Source organism: Cupriavidus alkaliphilus (genome assembly GCF_900094595.1).
Lineage (GTDB): Bacteria > Pseudomonadota > Gammaproteobacteria > Burkholderiales > Burkholderiaceae > Cupriavidus > Cupriavidus alkaliphilus.
This window is the reverse complement of record NZ_FMAD01000002.1, coordinates 469,608-484,860: the sequence shown is the minus strand read 5'-3', so window position 1 is coordinate 484,860 and position 15,253 is coordinate 469,608. Positions and strand designations below refer to the sequence as shown.

At 68.9% G+C, this 15,253-nt stretch carries 15 protein-coding genes; 8 read left to right on the top strand and 7 right to left on the bottom strand.

The features are described 5' to 3' along the window. Positions 1-91: 91 nt before the first annotated feature. The 5 genes from GA0116996_RS05755 to GA0116996_RS05735 form a co-directional block, all read right to left on the bottom strand. Entirely contained in the window at positions 92-2,314 is a 2,223-nt protein-coding gene (locus GA0116996_RS05755) for a methyl-accepting chemotaxis protein (protein WP_092308101.1), read from the bottom strand. A gap of 111 nt (positions 2,315-2,425) precedes the next feature. After that, positions 2,426-2,989: a chemotaxis protein CheW gene (locus tag GA0116996_RS05750; protein WP_092308100.1), complete on the bottom strand. Its 564-nt coding sequence runs from the start codon at positions 2,987-2,989 to the stop codon at positions 2,426-2,428. A gap of 53 nt (positions 2,990-3,042) precedes the next feature. Then, the gene (locus tag GA0116996_RS05745; RefSeq protein WP_012352035.1) at positions 3,043-3,414 is read right to left on the bottom strand and encodes a response regulator; all 372 of its coding nucleotides are present in this window, start codon (positions 3,412-3,414) and stop codon (positions 3,043-3,045) included. 38 nt (positions 3,415-3,452) lie between these two features. Then, positions 3,453-3,980, bottom strand: a complete 528-nt coding sequence (locus GA0116996_RS05740; RefSeq protein WP_092308098.1) for a response regulator — start codon at positions 3,978-3,980, stop codon at positions 3,453-3,455. A 338-nt stretch (positions 3,981-4,318) separates the two neighbouring features. Further along, entirely contained in the window at positions 4,319-4,489 is a 171-nt protein-coding gene (locus GA0116996_RS05735) for a rubredoxin (protein WP_010813017.1), read from the bottom strand. A 242-nt stretch (positions 4,490-4,731) separates the two neighbouring features. Here GA0116996_RS05735 and hemL point away from each other — a divergent pair, with 242 nt between their 5' ends. From hemL to GA0116996_RS05715, 4 genes are all read left to right on the top strand, one after another. Continuing rightward, a complete protein-coding gene (gene hemL, locus GA0116996_RS05730; protein WP_092308096.1) occupies positions 4,732-6,024 on the top strand; it encodes a glutamate-1-semialdehyde 2,1-aminomutase in 1,293 nt (430 codons plus the stop codon). A gap of 99 nt (positions 6,025-6,123) precedes the next feature. Then, complete coding sequence (locus GA0116996_RS05725; RefSeq protein ID WP_092308095.1) at positions 6,124-6,762, top strand: LemA family protein; 639 nt, start codon at positions 6,124-6,126, stop codon at positions 6,760-6,762. A 14-nt stretch (positions 6,763-6,776) separates the two neighbouring features. Further along, entirely contained in the window at positions 6,777-7,643 is an 867-nt protein-coding gene (locus tag GA0116996_RS05720) for a TPM domain-containing protein (RefSeq protein ID WP_092308094.1), read from the top strand. Between the two features lie 20 nt (positions 7,644-7,663). Next, a complete protein-coding gene (locus tag GA0116996_RS05715; RefSeq protein WP_092308092.1) occupies positions 7,664-8,167 on the top strand; it encodes a TPM domain-containing protein in 504 nt (167 codons plus the stop codon). Between the two features lie 16 nt (positions 8,168-8,183). Here the strand turns inward: GA0116996_RS05715 and GA0116996_RS05710 are convergent, their stop codons facing one another. After that, positions 8,184-9,482 (bottom strand): MFS transporter, encoded by a 1,299-nt coding sequence (locus GA0116996_RS05710; RefSeq protein ID WP_092308400.1) that lies wholly within the window; start codon positions 9,480-9,482, stop codon positions 8,184-8,186. Positions 9,483-9,563: 81 nt separating this feature from the next. Between GA0116996_RS05710 and GA0116996_RS05705 the strand changes: the two genes are divergently transcribed. The 4 genes from GA0116996_RS05705 (at position 9,564) to GA0116996_RS05690 (ending at position 14,202) form a co-directional block, all read left to right on the top strand. Further along, the gene (locus tag GA0116996_RS05705; protein ID WP_092308090.1) at positions 9,564-10,532 is read left to right on the top strand and encodes a LysR substrate-binding domain-containing protein; all 969 of its coding nucleotides are present in this window, start codon (positions 9,564-9,566) and stop codon (positions 10,530-10,532) included. A gap of 1,141 nt (positions 10,533-11,673) precedes the next feature. Further along, the gene (locus tag GA0116996_RS05700; protein ID WP_092308088.1) at positions 11,674-13,050 is read left to right on the top strand and encodes a sigma-54 dependent transcriptional regulator; all 1,377 of its coding nucleotides are present in this window, start codon (positions 11,674-11,676) and stop codon (positions 13,048-13,050) included. A 31-nt stretch (positions 13,051-13,081) separates the two neighbouring features. Beyond that, entirely contained in the window at positions 13,082-13,816 is a 735-nt protein-coding gene (locus tag GA0116996_RS05695) for a class I SAM-dependent methyltransferase (RefSeq protein ID WP_092308086.1), read from the top strand. Beyond that, positions 13,813-14,202, top strand: coding sequence for a GtrA family protein (locus GA0116996_RS05690; protein WP_092308084.1), 390 nt, complete (start codon positions 13,813-13,815; stop codon positions 14,200-14,202). The genes GA0116996_RS05695 and GA0116996_RS05690 overlap by 4 nt, the downstream gene beginning before the upstream one ends. Positions 14,203-14,232: 30 nt before the next feature. Here GA0116996_RS05690 and GA0116996_RS05685 read toward each other — a convergent pair whose 3' ends face one another. Beyond that, complete coding sequence (locus GA0116996_RS05685) at positions 14,233-15,252, bottom strand: glycosyltransferase family 2 protein (RefSeq protein WP_092308082.1); 1,020 nt, start codon at positions 15,250-15,252, stop codon at positions 14,233-14,235. Between the last annotated feature and the right edge of the window lies 1 nt (position 15,253).

Here is a 15,253-nt window from a genome sequence, read left to right as displayed (position 1 = left end):
GTCCGCCCGCCGCGACGGGCGGCGGGCGCGGAGTTGGCATAAGGCGCGGGGCCGCGGTGCGCGGAAGCGGTCGCAGGCGTCATCCGGCCACTCAGGCGATCTTGAAGCGCGACACCGAGTTGCGCAGCTCCTCGCTCAGCAGCGTCAGCTGGCGCACCGACTGCGCGGTCTGGCGCGTGCCGGTGGTGGTCTGCTCCGTGACCTGCAGGATGCGTTCGATATGGCGCGCCACGGTGGTGGCCAGGTCGGCCTCGTGCGAGGTGGACTGCGAGATCTGCTCGATCAGCTCGGCGAGCTGGCGCGACACGCGCCCGATCTCGACCAGCGCGGCACCGGCGTGGTCCGACAGCCGCGCGCCCTCGACCACGCCCTGGGTGCTGCGCTCCATCGCGTGCACCGCGTCCTGGGTATCGGTCTGGATGGTGCGGATCAGCGCGCCGATCTGCTTGGTGGCCTCGCCGGAGCGTTCAGCCAGCCGCTGCACTTCTTCCGCCACCACCGAGAAGCCGCGCCCGGCCTCGCCCGCCGAGGCCGCCTGGATGGCCGCGTTGAGCGCCAGCACGTTGGTCTGCTCGGTAATGTCCGAGATCAGCTCGACGATTTCACCGATCTCCTGCGACGACTCGCCCAGCCGCTTGATCCGCTTGGAGGTTTCCTGGATCTGCTCGCGGATGTCGTTCATGCCGGCAATCGCGTTCTGCACCGCCTGCTGGCCCTGTTCCGCGGCGGACAGCGAGGCGCGCGCCACGTTGGCGGACTCGGCCGCGCCGCGCGATACCTGCGTGATGCGGTCGGCCATCTCCACCACCGACTCGCCGGTCTGGCGGATCTGGCGCGACTGCTCTTCGGTGGTCGACACCAGCTGGGTCGAGGTGGCCTGCACCTGCCCCGAGGCCTGCGTCACCTCGCCGGCGGTCTGCTGCACCCGGCCGACCAGCTCGCGCAGTTCTTCCACGGTGTAGTTGACCGAGTCGGCGATCGCGCCGGTGATGTCCTCGGTCACGGTGGCCTGGCGCGTGAGGTCGCCGTCGGCGATGTCCTGCAGCTCGTTCATCAGCTGCAGAATCGCCTTCTGGGTGTTGTCGTTGTTGCGCTTTTCGTCGAGCCGGCGGGCCTCGGCCTCGCGCTCGCGCGCCTCGGCTTCGAGCGTGCGCATGCGCGAATCGCGCAGGTACAGCGCGGCCAGGCCGACCAGGCACAGCAGCGTCAGCGCCGCCGACACCACGGTCGCGCCCAGCGTCACCGGGCGGCTTCGCGCCGACTCCGCGTAGGCGCGCTGCAGCGCCGACAGTTCGGCGCGCAGCGCCTCGTTGTCGTTGAAGATCTGCTGCTGCGCGCGCTTGGCCGCGATCAGCCCGGGCAGGTTCTGCAGGATGGTCTGGGTGGTCTTCTGCACCGCCTCGAAGCGCTGCGACAGCTGCTGCAGGTAGCCGCGTGTCTCTTCGTCGGCGGCGGCCGACAGACGCAGCGCCTCGCTGCCGTTGAGCAGGCCGTCCAGGGTCTCGCGGAAGGTGTTGGTGTCCTTGCCCAGCAGGAAGGCGGTCTCGGGGTTGACGCCTTCGCCGGCCAGGAACTCGTTCAGGTTCTTGCCCAGGCGCTGGGTCAGCATCACCAGCTGCGCCGAGGCCGCCACCTCGCGCGCGTTGGCGCCGGACTGCAGCTTGATCGCGGCCACCTGTTCGGCGGACTCGAGCAGCTCGGGGTTGGAGGCGTTGAAGATCTGCAGGGTCTGGCCGATGGTGGTCAGCACGGGCTGCTGCGCCAGCACGTCGGCGGCGCTTTTCTCGGAGCGCGCCCATGACTGCATGGCGGCCTGCAGCAGCGGTTCGGCCGCGCCGGTGGTGGCGCGCACGCGCTTTTCGTCGCTGCCCTGCTGCAGCGCCCTCAGGTCGCCCGAGAGCGCGTCCCGGGACTGGCGCAGCTGGGTGAAGGCCTGCGCATTGCCCAGCAGCGCGACCGGCACGGCCTTGCCCAGGCGCTGCGAGTGCATCAGCATGTCGCCGGCGACTTCGATCTGCGCGGCGGCATTGTTGGCGATGCGGTTATCCAGGTACACCGAGCCCAGCAGCGCCACCAGCGACACCACCACGCCCACGGTCAGCAGCCGCTGCTGCGACGCGAACGGCATGCGGCCGAGCCAGCGGCCGAGGTGCTCCAGCGGGGTCGCGCCCAGCCCCGCGGCGACGGGTGGCACGGGCGCGGGTTCCGGTCCCGCGGCATAGGCCACGCCCGGCTCGTCCGGCCCACCCGCAAGGCTGGTGGCGGCGTCGGCTGCCGGCGTGCGCCGGCCCAGGCTGAATCTGTTGAAACCCATGGCACCCTCTTCCGTTTTATCGTTGTCATGCCCGGCGGCTCGTGCCGGGTGCGGCGGGCAGTGGCCTGCGCGCCGTCTTTTTGTCTGTGCCTGGCGCTATCGGCCCGCGCGTCAGGCGGCGGCCCTGCCCGCTTGCAGGAAAGCCGGCGCGTCCAGCAGCGCGCGCACGTCCAGCACCTGCCAGTCGCGTCCCTCGCGGTCGGCATAGCGCTGCCCTTCCCATGCCGGCGCCGCGCCGGTGCCGCGGGCCGCGGCGTCGCCGTGCGGCAAAGCCAGGTCAGCCGCATGGCGCAGCCCGGCCACGCGCGTGGCCAGGATCGCGCAGGCGCGTTCCGCGTCGCGCGACAGCACCACGATCTTGCTGCCCGGCTGCAGGGGCGTCGGCGCGCCGCCGCAGAACAGGCTGAAATCGATCACCCCCAGCAGGCTGCCGCGCGCATTGACCAGGCCGCTGTACCACGGCTGCGTCAGCGGCACTGGGCTGGGCTGGCGCATGTCCAGCACCTCGCCGGCATCGGCCAGCGGCACCAGCCAGTGGCGGGCACCCACCTGCAGCGCCAGGTAGCTGTCGGCGGCCGGCAGGCTGCGCGCCTCGCGCAGGCGCCGGGCCAGCATGGCCTGGTAGTCCTGCAGGCGGGTGTGGCGGGCGCGGAGGTCTTGGCGTGGCGCGTTCATGGCGGTCCCCGGAACAGGTGGCAGTGGCGTGCCGTGCGGCCGGCGCGGGCGGCTCAGTGCGCCAGCGCGGCGATCTTGCCCAGCAGCTCTTCGCCGTCGACGGGCTTGACGATGTAGTCCGACGCGCCCTGGCGCATGCCCCAGATGCGGTCGGTGTCCAGGCCCTTGCTGGTGCACATGATCACGGGGATGTCCTTGAAGCGGTCGTCGCGCTTGATCGCGCGGGTGGCCTGGTAGCCGTTCTGGCCGGGCATCACCACGTCCATCAGGATCAGGTCGAAGGCTTCGGCCTGGAGGCGGGCGAAGGCCTGCTCGCTGTTGCTGGCGACCGCGACCTTGAAGCCGCGCTTGCCCAGCAGGTCGGACATGAACAGGGCTTCGGTCGGGGAGTCGTCGACGATCAGGATCTTGTGAATGGCGGTCATGAGGTTTTCCTTCGATTCGTACACGGCGCGCCTGCGGTTCAGGCAGGCAACGCCTCGCCCGCGGGCTGGCATGGCAGGCAGGCCTGCACGGCCTGCAGCAGCGCGTCGCGGGTGAATGGCTTGGCAAGGTGGTCATGCGCGCCGACCAGGCGGCCGCGCGAGCGGTCGAACACGCCGTCGCGCGAGGACAGCATGATCACGGGAATGGCGTGGAAACGCGGACTCTTCTTGATCAGCGAACAGGTCTGGTAACCGTCCAGCCGGGGCATCAGGATGTCGCAGAAGACCAGGTCGGGATGCAGCTCGCCCACCTTGGCCAGCGCCTCGAAGCCGTCCTCGGCCAGCATCACCTGGTATCCGGCCTGCGCCAGGAAGATCTCCGCGGTACGGCGGATGGTGCTGGAATCGTCGATCACCAGCACCTTGCGGCGCGGCTGCGGAGCGATCCCGGGCGTCAGGTCCGGCTTGATGTCCGGCGCGGTACCCGGAACAGGAACGCCAGGCGCCAGACCCTGGGCGCCGGCGGTATTGACCCGCTGGTTTTCTTCTAGATGAGCGACCCGCATGTTGTTCCCGCGACCGGCAGCTCCTGGCGGAGCGCCGGCAAGCACCAGAGAACACCCGTGCGGAGCAGCGCGACCCATGCGCGCCCCGACGGACCCCCGAAATTCTTTTTATTTCCCTTCCAAGGCCGGGCTGAGCCCGGCAGCGGCGATGCGTGATCCCCGCATCTGCCCGCCGTCCTCCCCGCCGCGGGCGGAGGGACAGCCAGTCATTTTTGCAACAGAGTGTGACAAGACGCCGGGGGGCCGTCAATCCGGTGCGGCCAGCCCCCGGCGGCGTTCTGTCGCATCGGCGCGACGGGCGCGCCGGCCGTATCGTTGTTCTTCTGGATAGTGGCCGCTCAGATCGCGACCATCTCGAAATCTTCCTTGCGCGCGCCGCATTCCGGGCAGGTCCAGTTGATCGGCACGTCTTCCCAGCGGGTGCCGGGGGCGATGCCGTCTTCCGGCGCGCCTGCGGCTTCGTCGTAGATCCAGCCGCAGATCAGGCACATCCAAGTCTTGTATTCCATAACAGGCTCTGGCCACTCTCCATTAAAATCCAGCGCAGATGGTACCGAAACCGTGCCGCCGGCGCCAGCCGCGCGAGGGCCGGAATCGGGCCAGTTCCGCCGTGTTCGCACCCGTTAGCGCCTTGTTAGCGCACGATTGGCGGGCAATTCCAGCGAACTTCCGCTGTTTTTGCCGCATGTCAACGCCAGGCCCGGAGGCCTGCCGAGCACGATCCCTGCAGTCCTGTCCTCACCTCAACGCCATGTCCCGTAATCAGCAGCTTTTCGACCGCGCCCAGCAGACCATTCCCGGGGGCGTCAATTCGCCCGTGCGCGCCTTCCGTTCGGTAGGCGGCACGCCGCGCTTCATCACGCGCGCCGAGGGCGCGTTCATGTGGGACGCGGACGGCCAGCGCTATATCGACTACATCGGCTCGTGGGGCCCGATGATCGTCGGCCACGCTCATCCGGAGGTAGTGCGCGCTGTCCAGGAAACCGCCGCGCACAGCTTCTCGTTCGGCGCCCCGACCGAGGCCGAGATCACCATGGCCGAGGAAATCTGCAAGCTGGTGCCGTCGATCGAACAGGTGCGCCTGGTCTCTTCGGGCACCGAAGCCACCATGAGCGCGCTGCGCCTGGCGCGCGGCTTCACCGGCCGCGACCTGATCATCAAGTTCGAAGGCTGCTACCACGGCCACGCCGACAGCCTGCTGGTCAAGGCCGGTTCCGGCCTGCTGACCTTTGCCGACACCACCCGCAACGCGCCGTCGTCGGCCGGCGTGCCGGCCGACGTGACGCGCCACACCATGGTGCTGGAGTACAACAACGTCGAGCAGCTGGAACAGGCCTTCGCCAAGCATGCGGGCGAGATCGCGGCGGTGATCGTCGAGCCGGTGGCCGGCAACATGAACCTGGTGCGCGCCAGCGACGCCTTCCTCCAGGCGATGCGCGAACTGTGTACCCGCGACGGCGCGGTGCTGATCTTCGACGAAGTCATGACCGGCTTCCGCGTGGCGCTGGGCGGCGCGCAGGCGCACTACGGCATCCGCCCCGACATGACCTGCCTGGGCAAGGTCATCGGCGGCGGCATGCCGGCGGCGGCCTTCGGCGGACGGCGCGACATCATGGCCAGCCTGGCGCCGCTGGGCGGCGTGTACCAGGCTGGCACGCTGTCGGGCAACCCGCTGGCGGTCGCGGCGGGCCTGACCACGCTCAAGCTGATCCAGGCGCCCGGCTTCTATGACCGCCTGGCCGCGCAGACCCGCAAGCTGGCCGACGGCCTGGCCGAAGCCGCGCGCGCGGCGGGCGTGCCGTTCGCGGCGGATGCGGTCGGCGGCATGTTCGGGCTTTACTTCCGCGACGGCGTGCCCGGCAGCTTCGCCGAAGTCACGCAGAGCGACACCGCGCGCTTCAACCGCTTCTTCCATGCCATGCTGGAGCACGGCGTCTACCTGGCGCCGTCGGCGTTCGAAGCCGGCTTTGTCTCCGCGCAACACGACGACGCCATCCTGGACGCCACCTTCGACGCCGCGCGCAAGGCCTTCGCGGCGGCCTGAGCCCACGCGGGCCGCCCGGCGCCAGGTTGCGCCGGCGGCCCACGTGACGACAAGGGCGGTGCGCTACACTTGGAGTTCGTCCAATCGCCGGAGCCTCCGATGCGCGCCTCCTCGTCCCCTTCGCTGCCCACTCCGCTGCCTGCCCGCTCGCCCCTGTCCGTGTTGCGCTGGCTGGTGCTGGCGGTCATGGCCAGCCTGCTGTCGGCCTGCGGCTACAACGACTTCCAGGCCAAGGACGAGGCGGTCAAGGCGGCCTGGGGCGAAGTCATCAACCAGTACCAGCGCCGCGCCGACCTGATCCCCAACCTGGTCAACACCGTCAAGGGCTACGCCTCGCACGAGCGCGAGACGCTCGAAGCCGTGACCAAGGCGCGCGCCGCCGCCACCAGCATCCAGGTCTCGCCCGAAACCCTGAACGACCCCGAAGCCTTCAAGCGCTTCCAGCAGGCGCAGGGCGAACTGTCCGGCGCGCTGTCGCGGCTGCTGGCTGTGTCCGAGAACTACCCGCAGCTCAAGGCCGATGCCTCGTTCCGCGACCTGCAATCGCAGCTCGAGGGCACCGAGAACCGCATCACCGTGGCACGCCAGCGCTATATCGCCGCGGTGCAGCAGTACAACGTGCTGGCGCGCAGCTTCCCGACCAACCTGACGGCGATGATCTTCAAGTACCCGGTCAAACCCTCGTTCACCGTGGAAAACGAGAAGGCCATCTCCACCCCGCCCGCGGTCAAGTTCTGATCAAGATGGCTGCAATGCGCCATCCCTGGCGTTGGTTCGCCCGGCACGGCTGGCTGGCCGCCGCCCTGCTGTGGCTGGCGGCCCTGCTGAGCGGCCCGGCGCTGGCGGCCGACGGCTTCGTCGCGGTGCCGCCGCTGACCCAGCGGGTCACCGACCTGACCGGCACGCTGACGCCGCAGCAGCGCGGCGCGCTGGAAAACGTGCTGGCCGAATACGAGCAGCAGCGCGGCAGCCAGATCTTCGTGCTGATGGTGCCGACCACCGATCCGGAGCCGATCGACGCCTACAGCATCCGCGTGGCCGACGCCTGGCGCGCCGGGCGCCAGGGCATCGACGACGGCGTGATCGTGCTGATCGCCAAGGACAATCCGCCCGGTCTGCGCAAGATGCGGCTGGAAGTGGGCCGGGGCGTGCAGGGCTCGCTGACCGACGCCATGTCCAAGCGCATCCTGCAGGACGTGATGGCGCCACACTTCCGCCAGAACGACTTCTACGGCGGGCTCGCGGCCGGCATCTCGGCGATCCAGGCCACCATCGACAAGGAAGGCCTGGCGGCGCCGCAGCGCAGGGCGCAGCAGGCGTCGGCACTGGACCAATGGCTGCCGGCGCTGCTGCCGCTGGCGATCATCGTGTTCTTTTTCCTGAGCGCCATCCTGCGCCGGCGCGGGCCGCAGATCGTCACCAGCCGGCGCGGCCGCGACGTGATCGCCGGCGGCCTCGGCGGCCTGGGCGGCTATACCATCGGGCACGACTGGGGCCGGCGCAGCGGTGGCTGGGGTGGCGGCTTCGGCGGCGGCGGTGACAGCGGCGGCGGCTTCGGTGGCTTTGGCGGCGGGGGCGGCGGCGGCTTCGACGGCGGCGGCGCGTCCGGCAACTGGTGACAGCACGAGGAACGACAACCATGCCGCATCTCAAACGCGCCCTGCACCATATCGCCACCACCGCCGGCACCGCGCGCAGGCACTTTCCGCCGGAAGCGCAGCAGCAACTGCACCACGCCGTGCACGCCGGCGAATCCAGCCACCGCGGCGAGATCCGCGTGGTGATCGAAGCCAGCCTGCCGGTCGGCGACGCCTGGGCCGGCGTCACGCCGCGCGAGCGCGCGCGCTTCCTGTTCGGCGCGCTCGAGGTCTGGAACACCGCCGACAAGACCGGCGTGCTGCTCTATATCAACCTGGCCGACCACGCCGTCGAGCTGCTGGCCGACCGCGGCATCGACGCCAGCGTGGGACCCGTCACCTGGCGCGAACTGTGCGACGAACTGGCGCAGGGGCTCCGGCAGGACCTGTCGGTGCGGCCGGTGCTGGCCACGGTGGCGCGCATCCATGGCTTGCTGGCCACGCACTTCCCGTCGGACGGCGGGCATAACCCGAACGAGCTGGACGACCGGCCGGTGTTTTTGTAATCCGGAGCGTCCCGGATCAGCCTGCGGCAGCCGCCTCGCGACGCGCGCGCCGCCCGCCCAGCGCATACCACACCGCTGCCAGCACCTGCAGTCCCACCAGCCCGGTCCACGCCGCCAGGTGCGCCGCCTTCGGGTAATGGCCGCCGGTGGCCGGCCACAGGTCCAGCACGAAGCCGACGCCCACCTGGCAGGCAAAGGTCGACAGGAACACGGTCAGTGTCAGCGCCGTGGTGGCGCGGCCGATCAGTGCATCGGGAAAGCTGCGCGCCAGCACCGCATAGGTCAGGATGCCGCTGGAGCCGAACACGCCATAGGCCGCCCACAGCAGCACCGGAGGCAGCGGCACCTGCGCCATCAGCAGCAGCTGGACCACGATAAAGCCGGTCATGCCGGCGCCGGCAAAGGCATAGAGGCTCACGCCCAGGCGCTCCAGGTGGCGCGCGGCCCAGCCCGAGCCGACGCAGCCGGCCATCATGGCAAAGCCGATCACCGACACCAGCCGGGCGCCGGTGCCCGCATCGAAGCCGGACACATCGCGCAGGAAGGCGCCCACCCACAGCGTCTGCACCGCCAGAAACACGCCCTGGTTGAGCAGCGTCAGCGGCACCACGCGCCAGAAGCGCTCGCTGCCCAGGATCTGGCGCGTGCCGCGCAGCTGCTCGCGCAGGCTTTCCTTGCCGACGCGAGGCTTGTCGGGCGCGCTGAACCACAGCAGCGCCGCCATCGCCAGCGACACGCCGGCCAGGCCGATGCTGACGGTGCGCCAGTCGGTCAGCGACAACAGCCACGACAGCGGCGTGCCGACCAGCACCGCGCCCAGTCCGCCGATGGCCATCACCACGCCGTTGAGCAGGGGCATGCGCGACAGCGGGAACCACATCGACAGCGCCTGGATGGCGGCGCCCAGGCACACCGACACGCCCACGCCGATCAGCAGCCGGCCCGCGGCCAGCCCGGCCATGCCGGGCGCGAGCGCGAACACCAGCGAGCCGGCCACGGCCACCAGCAGCATCGCCGCCTCGGTGCGGCGCGGACCGTAGCGGTCCAGCAGGATGCCCGCCGGCAGCTGGGCGCAGGCAAAGCCAAGGAAATAGAAGCTGGTGAGCAGGCCCAGGTCGCCGGCATCGAGGCCGAGCTCGCGCGTCAGGTGCGGCGCGAAGCCCAGGTTGACGCCGCGGAAGACATAAGACACCAGGAAGCCCAGCGAGAACACGGCCAGCACGCGCCAGCGGGCACTGGCCGCGGCACCGCCGGCCGGTTGCGCGTGCGAACGCTGCGAGGATGCGGAAGACAAGTTTGAAGTCGAAGTCGTCATGATGGCCTGCATTGTCTTCCCCATCCCGGTGCAAAGCCAACGAAAGATACCCGCGGCAATTGTGAGTAGAATTTGACGGCCATGGCCAAATCCCCCGCCAGAACCGCCCAACGCCCCGTCCACCTGCCGCCGCTGCAAGCGCTGCGTGCACTGGAGGCCGCCGCGCGCCATCGCAGCTTCTCGCGCGCGGCCGAGGAACTGGCCCTGACCCACAGCGCCATCAGCCACCATGTCCGCGCGCTGGAAACCAGCCTCGGCACCAAGCTGTTCCAGCGCAGCGGCAGCCAGATGGCGCCTACCAGCGTGGGCGCGCGGCTGGCCGAACAGGTACGCGGCGCCCTCGACGACATCGAAAGCGCGCTGCGCGAGGCCGGCAACAGCGCCGGTCCGCCGGTGATCCGGCTGCAGGTCAGCGTGATGGCCGACCTGGCCAATGCCTGGCTGATCCGGCGCCTGCCCAGCCTGCACGCCCAGGTGCCGTCGCTGGACCTGCACCTGCGGCTGCATGCGGAAATCACGCCGCCCGACCCGTACAGCGTCGATGTCGGGATCTGGCACCAGCGCATCGACCTGCCCGGCTTCGAGTGCCACAACCTGATCGAAGACCATGTAATCGCGGTGGCCAGCCCGGCGCTGCTGGCGCGCTACCCGGGCTTTACGCTGGCCGACGTGCCGCGCATGCCGATGCTGCGCTTTGCCTTGCGCCCCTGGCGCGACTGGCTCGAAGCCGCCGGACTGCCTGGCGACGAACCGGAGCGCGGCCCGATCTTCCAGGACGCCGGGCTGATGCTGCAGTCCGCCGTGGCCGGGCTGGGCGTGGCCACGGCGCGCGCGCAGCTGGCGCACGACTATTTGGCCAGCGGCGAACTAGTGCAGATCGGGCCCACCCGGATCCCTTCGAGCCTGCACTACTGGGTCACTTGGCGCGAAGGCAACCCGCGCGAGAAAGCGATCCAGCAGTTCCATGCCTGGCTGCAGGAACAGGTGCGGCAGGAAGGCGCGCAAGCGGATGCCACCGCCCCCGGCCATACCGCGCAGTTTCATCCGTGAAATCGATTGGTGCGGCGATGTTGGCAATACGAATCATTTTCGTCTAGGCCAGGGAAATCAAGGGCTTGGCGCCCGCCCCGAGCCCACGGCCACCGTCCATTCCACGGCATAGTCACCTCGTTGCCACGATGTCCGGGTTTCATGGATGCAACCACTTTGACCAGCGTGCCAGCCGCGCTGGAAATCCTGCACGCCCCATCCAAACAGATGAGAACCGGCTGAGGCGTGCGGCCGCGATTCGTGCGAAGGCCTGTCAACGCGCCGATTGTTTCCATCCCGCCGCCGCCGCCAGCGCGCGTGCGGCACCAAAAGGCTGAGGTCCGCGCTGTCGCCAAATGTCAGCGGAAGATGTATGCCCTTTAAATCCTTGTAACGGAAATGAAACTGTTTCGAAGGGCGGCGACGTGCAGTATCGGAGCCCTCCGTGGCGAGCGTTTCAAATTTTTCATTCCCTCATTCAGGTGGGTACGGGCCTCGGAAAATGGCGCATCCCACACGTCCGCCCCCCGTTCAGTGCCGGATACACCCCTTGATGCCTTGCGATTTTTTTGCGTTGCAACATGAAATTGGCGCGCGGCGTAACAAGAGCGGAACGTTTTGGCTCGCGCGCGGCGGGCGATGGGCATCTCGCGACATTGCCTTTCCTTTCTTTTCAATGACTTAGCTCGCTCTGGCACATTCGTCGCACATATGTCTGCGCGAACAGAAGCCCGGAACAAAGGGGAAGTCTGAAACGACAGCGGCAAGCACACTGGCACGCGTTCGCCGAAGGATCAGTTTCAGGACGACCCCCGCAACCCAGGGCGGGGAATTGGACTGGCGCTGTAAGCGGGGGCCACGCGGCAGGAACTGGCCCGCATCGGCACCCGCCATGACATTGGGCGTCGACAAGATAAAGCGGAGGTCATTCAGGCGCACGGGCCGCGAGCGCAAGCAAGCGGTCCGTGCCACCTGAATCCCGCGGCAAGCCGTTCAATGCGGCGTCCCGCGGGCAGCAGAACGGGGTGAAACAACAGAAATTGGGGAGCGCGCCGCGCGGCATCGCCACGATGCGGCCGGTGCAAGCCTTAGAGCCAACGGAGCGAGCGGCCGGCCATGCCGGCCGCCAGTTCCGCAAAAAACAAGAATCCGGGGAAATCTCATGAGCGCGTACGCCAACCGCCCGCTGCTGTATCTGTCGCAACACCATGACGCCTCGCTGTGCCGGCTGTTCGCCCAGCGTGGCTGGAAAATCAGCTTCGCGTCGAACCTGCAGGACCTGCAGGCCCTGCCCCCAGGCAGCCAGCCGCTCGCCGCGCTGCTGGACCTGCAAGGCGGCTTCGGCGATGCCGAACTGGAAACCTTTGAACCCTGGCTGGCGCAGCGGAATATCGGCTGGATCGGCATCGTCGCCGGCCAGCACGCGCTGAGCGAGACCGCGCGCCGGCTGCTCGGCCTGTATTTCGTCGACTACCACACCGCCCCGCTGGAACACCCGCGCCTGGCCGAGGCCCTGGGCCATGCGCTCGGCATGGCCGGGCTGCGGCCCGGCGCGCAGCATGAGGCCCCGCGCACGGCCCGCCCCGATGGCATGATCGGCAGCTGCCCGGCGATGCAGTCGCTGTTCCGCGGCATCGAGAAGGTGTCGCGCTGGGATACGCCGGTGCTGATCTCGGGCGAGTCCGGCACCGGCAAGGAACTCGCCGCCCAGGCCATCCACCGCGCCTCGGCGCGGGCCTCGCGTCCCTTCATCGCGGTCAACTGCGCGGCGATCCCGCCCACGCTGCTGATGTCCGAGCTGTTCGGCTACGAACGCGGCGCCTTTACCGGCGCCACCAAGCGCAAGCCGGGCCGCATCGAGATGGCGCAGGGCGGCACGCTGTTCCTCGATGAAATCGGCGACATGCCGATCGAAAGCCAGACCAGCCTGCTGCGCTTCCTGGAGACCGGACGCATCGAGCGGCTGGGCGGCACCGAGTCGGTCGAGGTGGATGTGCGCATCATCTCCGCCACCCACGTCGACCTGGAAGCCGCGATCGCCGCCGAGCGCTTCCGCGGCGACCTGTACCACCGGCTGTGCGTGCTGCGCGTGCGCCAGCCCCCGCTGCGCGAGCGCGGCAGCGACATCCTGCTGATCGCCGAACATGTGCTGGACACCGTGCGCAAGCAGTCGCCGGCGCGCATCCGCGGCTTCTCGCCGATGGCGCTGCGCGCGATCCAGCTGCACACCTGGCCCGGCAATGTGCGCGAGCTGATCAACCGCATCCGCCACGCCGCGGCGATGTGCGAGGACGGCGTGATCCAGCCGGACGATCTGGAGCTGGCCGCGCCCGCCGACGACCGCCCGCAGACGCTGGCCGCGATCCGCGAGGCCGCCGAGCAGAACGCCATCGTCGAAGCGCTGCAGCGGCACCATGAACGGCTGATCGACGTGGCCGCCGAGCTCGGCATTTCGCGGGTGACGCTGTTCCGGCTGATGCGCGACTACAAGCTGCAGGTGAAGAAGGGAGATCTGGGATTGATCTGCGTGCAGGGCTAGCACGCGACGCCTCGCTTCTAAGGATCTCTTCATGTCCCCTGACGCCTACCTCGAGATGGCCGACACCGAAGCCAGCCACTGGTGGTTCCGCGGCCGGCGCGAGATCGTCGCCACCATCCTCTCAGGCCTGGCCTTGCCGCGCCACGCGTCGATCCTCGAGATCGGCGCTGGCACCGGCGGCAACCTGGCGATGCTGTCGCAGTTCGGCAAGGTCAGCGCGGTGGAAATGGACGTCACCGCGCTGCGCCTGGCACGAGAAAAAACCGGCGACGCCTACGACCTGCGCCACGGCAAGTGCCCCGACCAGATGCCGTTCGCCGAGCGCAGCTTCGACCTGGTCTGCCTTCTCGACTGCCTCGAGCACATCGCCGACGATGCCGGCTCGCTTGACTGCTCGGCCAGGCTGCTGAAGGCGGGCGGCGCGGTCTTTATCACCGTGCCCGCCTACCAGTGGCTATGGAGCGCGCACGACGTCTTCCTGCATCACCAGCGCCGCTACAGCAAGGGTTCGCTGCACGCGCTGGCCAGCCGCTGTGGCCTGCGCGTGGAACGGATGTCGTACTTCAATACGATGCTGTTCCCGCTCGCGGTCGCCGCGCGCATCGGCGACCGCTTGCGCGGCAGCCGCCACGCCACCGGCGCCGGCCTGCCGCCCGCACCGGTCAACGGCGCGCTGCACCGCGTGTTCCGCAGCGAGCGCCACTGGCTCGCGCGCGGGTCGCTGCCGTTCGGCATTTCGCTGATGGCCGTGCTGCGCGCATCGTGAACGCCAGCGGCACCGCGCCCGGGCTGCGCCAATTCACGCGGTTCCTGGTTTCCGGCGCCACTTCGACCGGCGTGCATGTCGCCATCACTGCGACGCTGGTGAGCGTGCTCGACGCCTCGCCCGTGGCGGCCAACGGCGTCGCCTTCGTTTCCGCCACGGTGTGCTCGTACTTGCTCAATACCCTGTGGAGTTTCTCGTCGCGCTTGCGCCATCGCACCCTGGCGCGCTTTGCCGGCGTCTCGCTGCTGGGGCTGGCGCTGACCGTGGGTATTTCGTGGACCGCGCAGCGGCTAGGGGCCAGCTATTGGGCAGGCCTGGCGGGTGTGGTGCTGACTGTGCCGATGCTCACCTACCTGCTGCACCGGGCCTGGACCTACCGCGACTGATTCGCGGCGGGGCCCAGGCGGCAGCTTGCTTCAGCGGCCGTTGCTGACTTGCCCGCGGTCGATCCGGATCACGCGCCGTCCCGACGCCAGGCTCCTGCTCTGCCCGGTCTCCTGGTAGCGCCGCCGCACCAGGTAGATCGGCCGGCCCTTGGCCTCGTCGTAGATGCGGCCGACATATTCGCCGACCACGCCCAGGCCGATCAGCTGAATGCCGCCGAGAAACAGCAGCGCCGACAGCAGCGAGGCATAGCCCGGGACATCGATGCCCAGCACCAGCGTGCGCGCCACGATAAACGCGCCGTAGCCGAATGCCCCCAGCGCGATCGCCACGCCGATATAAGTCCAGCTGCGCAGCGGCATGGTGCTGAAGCTGGTAATGCCCTCGAGCGCGAAATTCCACAGGCGCCAGCCGGAGAATTTGGAGTGCCCGGCGCTGCGCGGCTCGCGTTCATAGGGCACGATCACGGTGCGGTAGCCGACCCAGGCGAACAGGCCTTTCATGAAGCGATGCCGCTCCGGCAATTGCTTGAGGGCGTTGACCACGGTCCGGTCCATCAGGCGGAAATCGCCGACGTTTTCCGGGATCTTCAGGTCGGACAGGCAATTGTGCACGCGATAGTAGGCCGCCGCCGTGATGCGCTTCAGAAATGAGTCGGTGGCCCGGCTAACGCGCTGTGCCAGCACGACCTCCGCGCCCTGCCGCCAGCACTGGACCAGCATGGGGATGAGTTCGGGCGGATCCTGCAGATCAGCGTCGATCGGAATCACTGCATCCCCCGACGCTTCATCGATGCCAGCGGTCAGCGCAGCCTCCTTGCCGAAGTTGCGCGTCAGGTCGACCACGCGGATTCGCGCTTCGCGCCGCGCTTGCGCCAGCAGCATGGCAAGCGTGTCATCGGTGCTGCCATCATTGACGCAGACAACCTCGAATTGCGTCCCTGGAATCGATTCCAGAATCGGCAGCACGCGCGCAAAAAAAACGGCCAGCGCGGCTTCCTCGTTGTGGAACGGCACCACCAGTGACAGCAGCCTGGATTCAAAGTTGGCCATG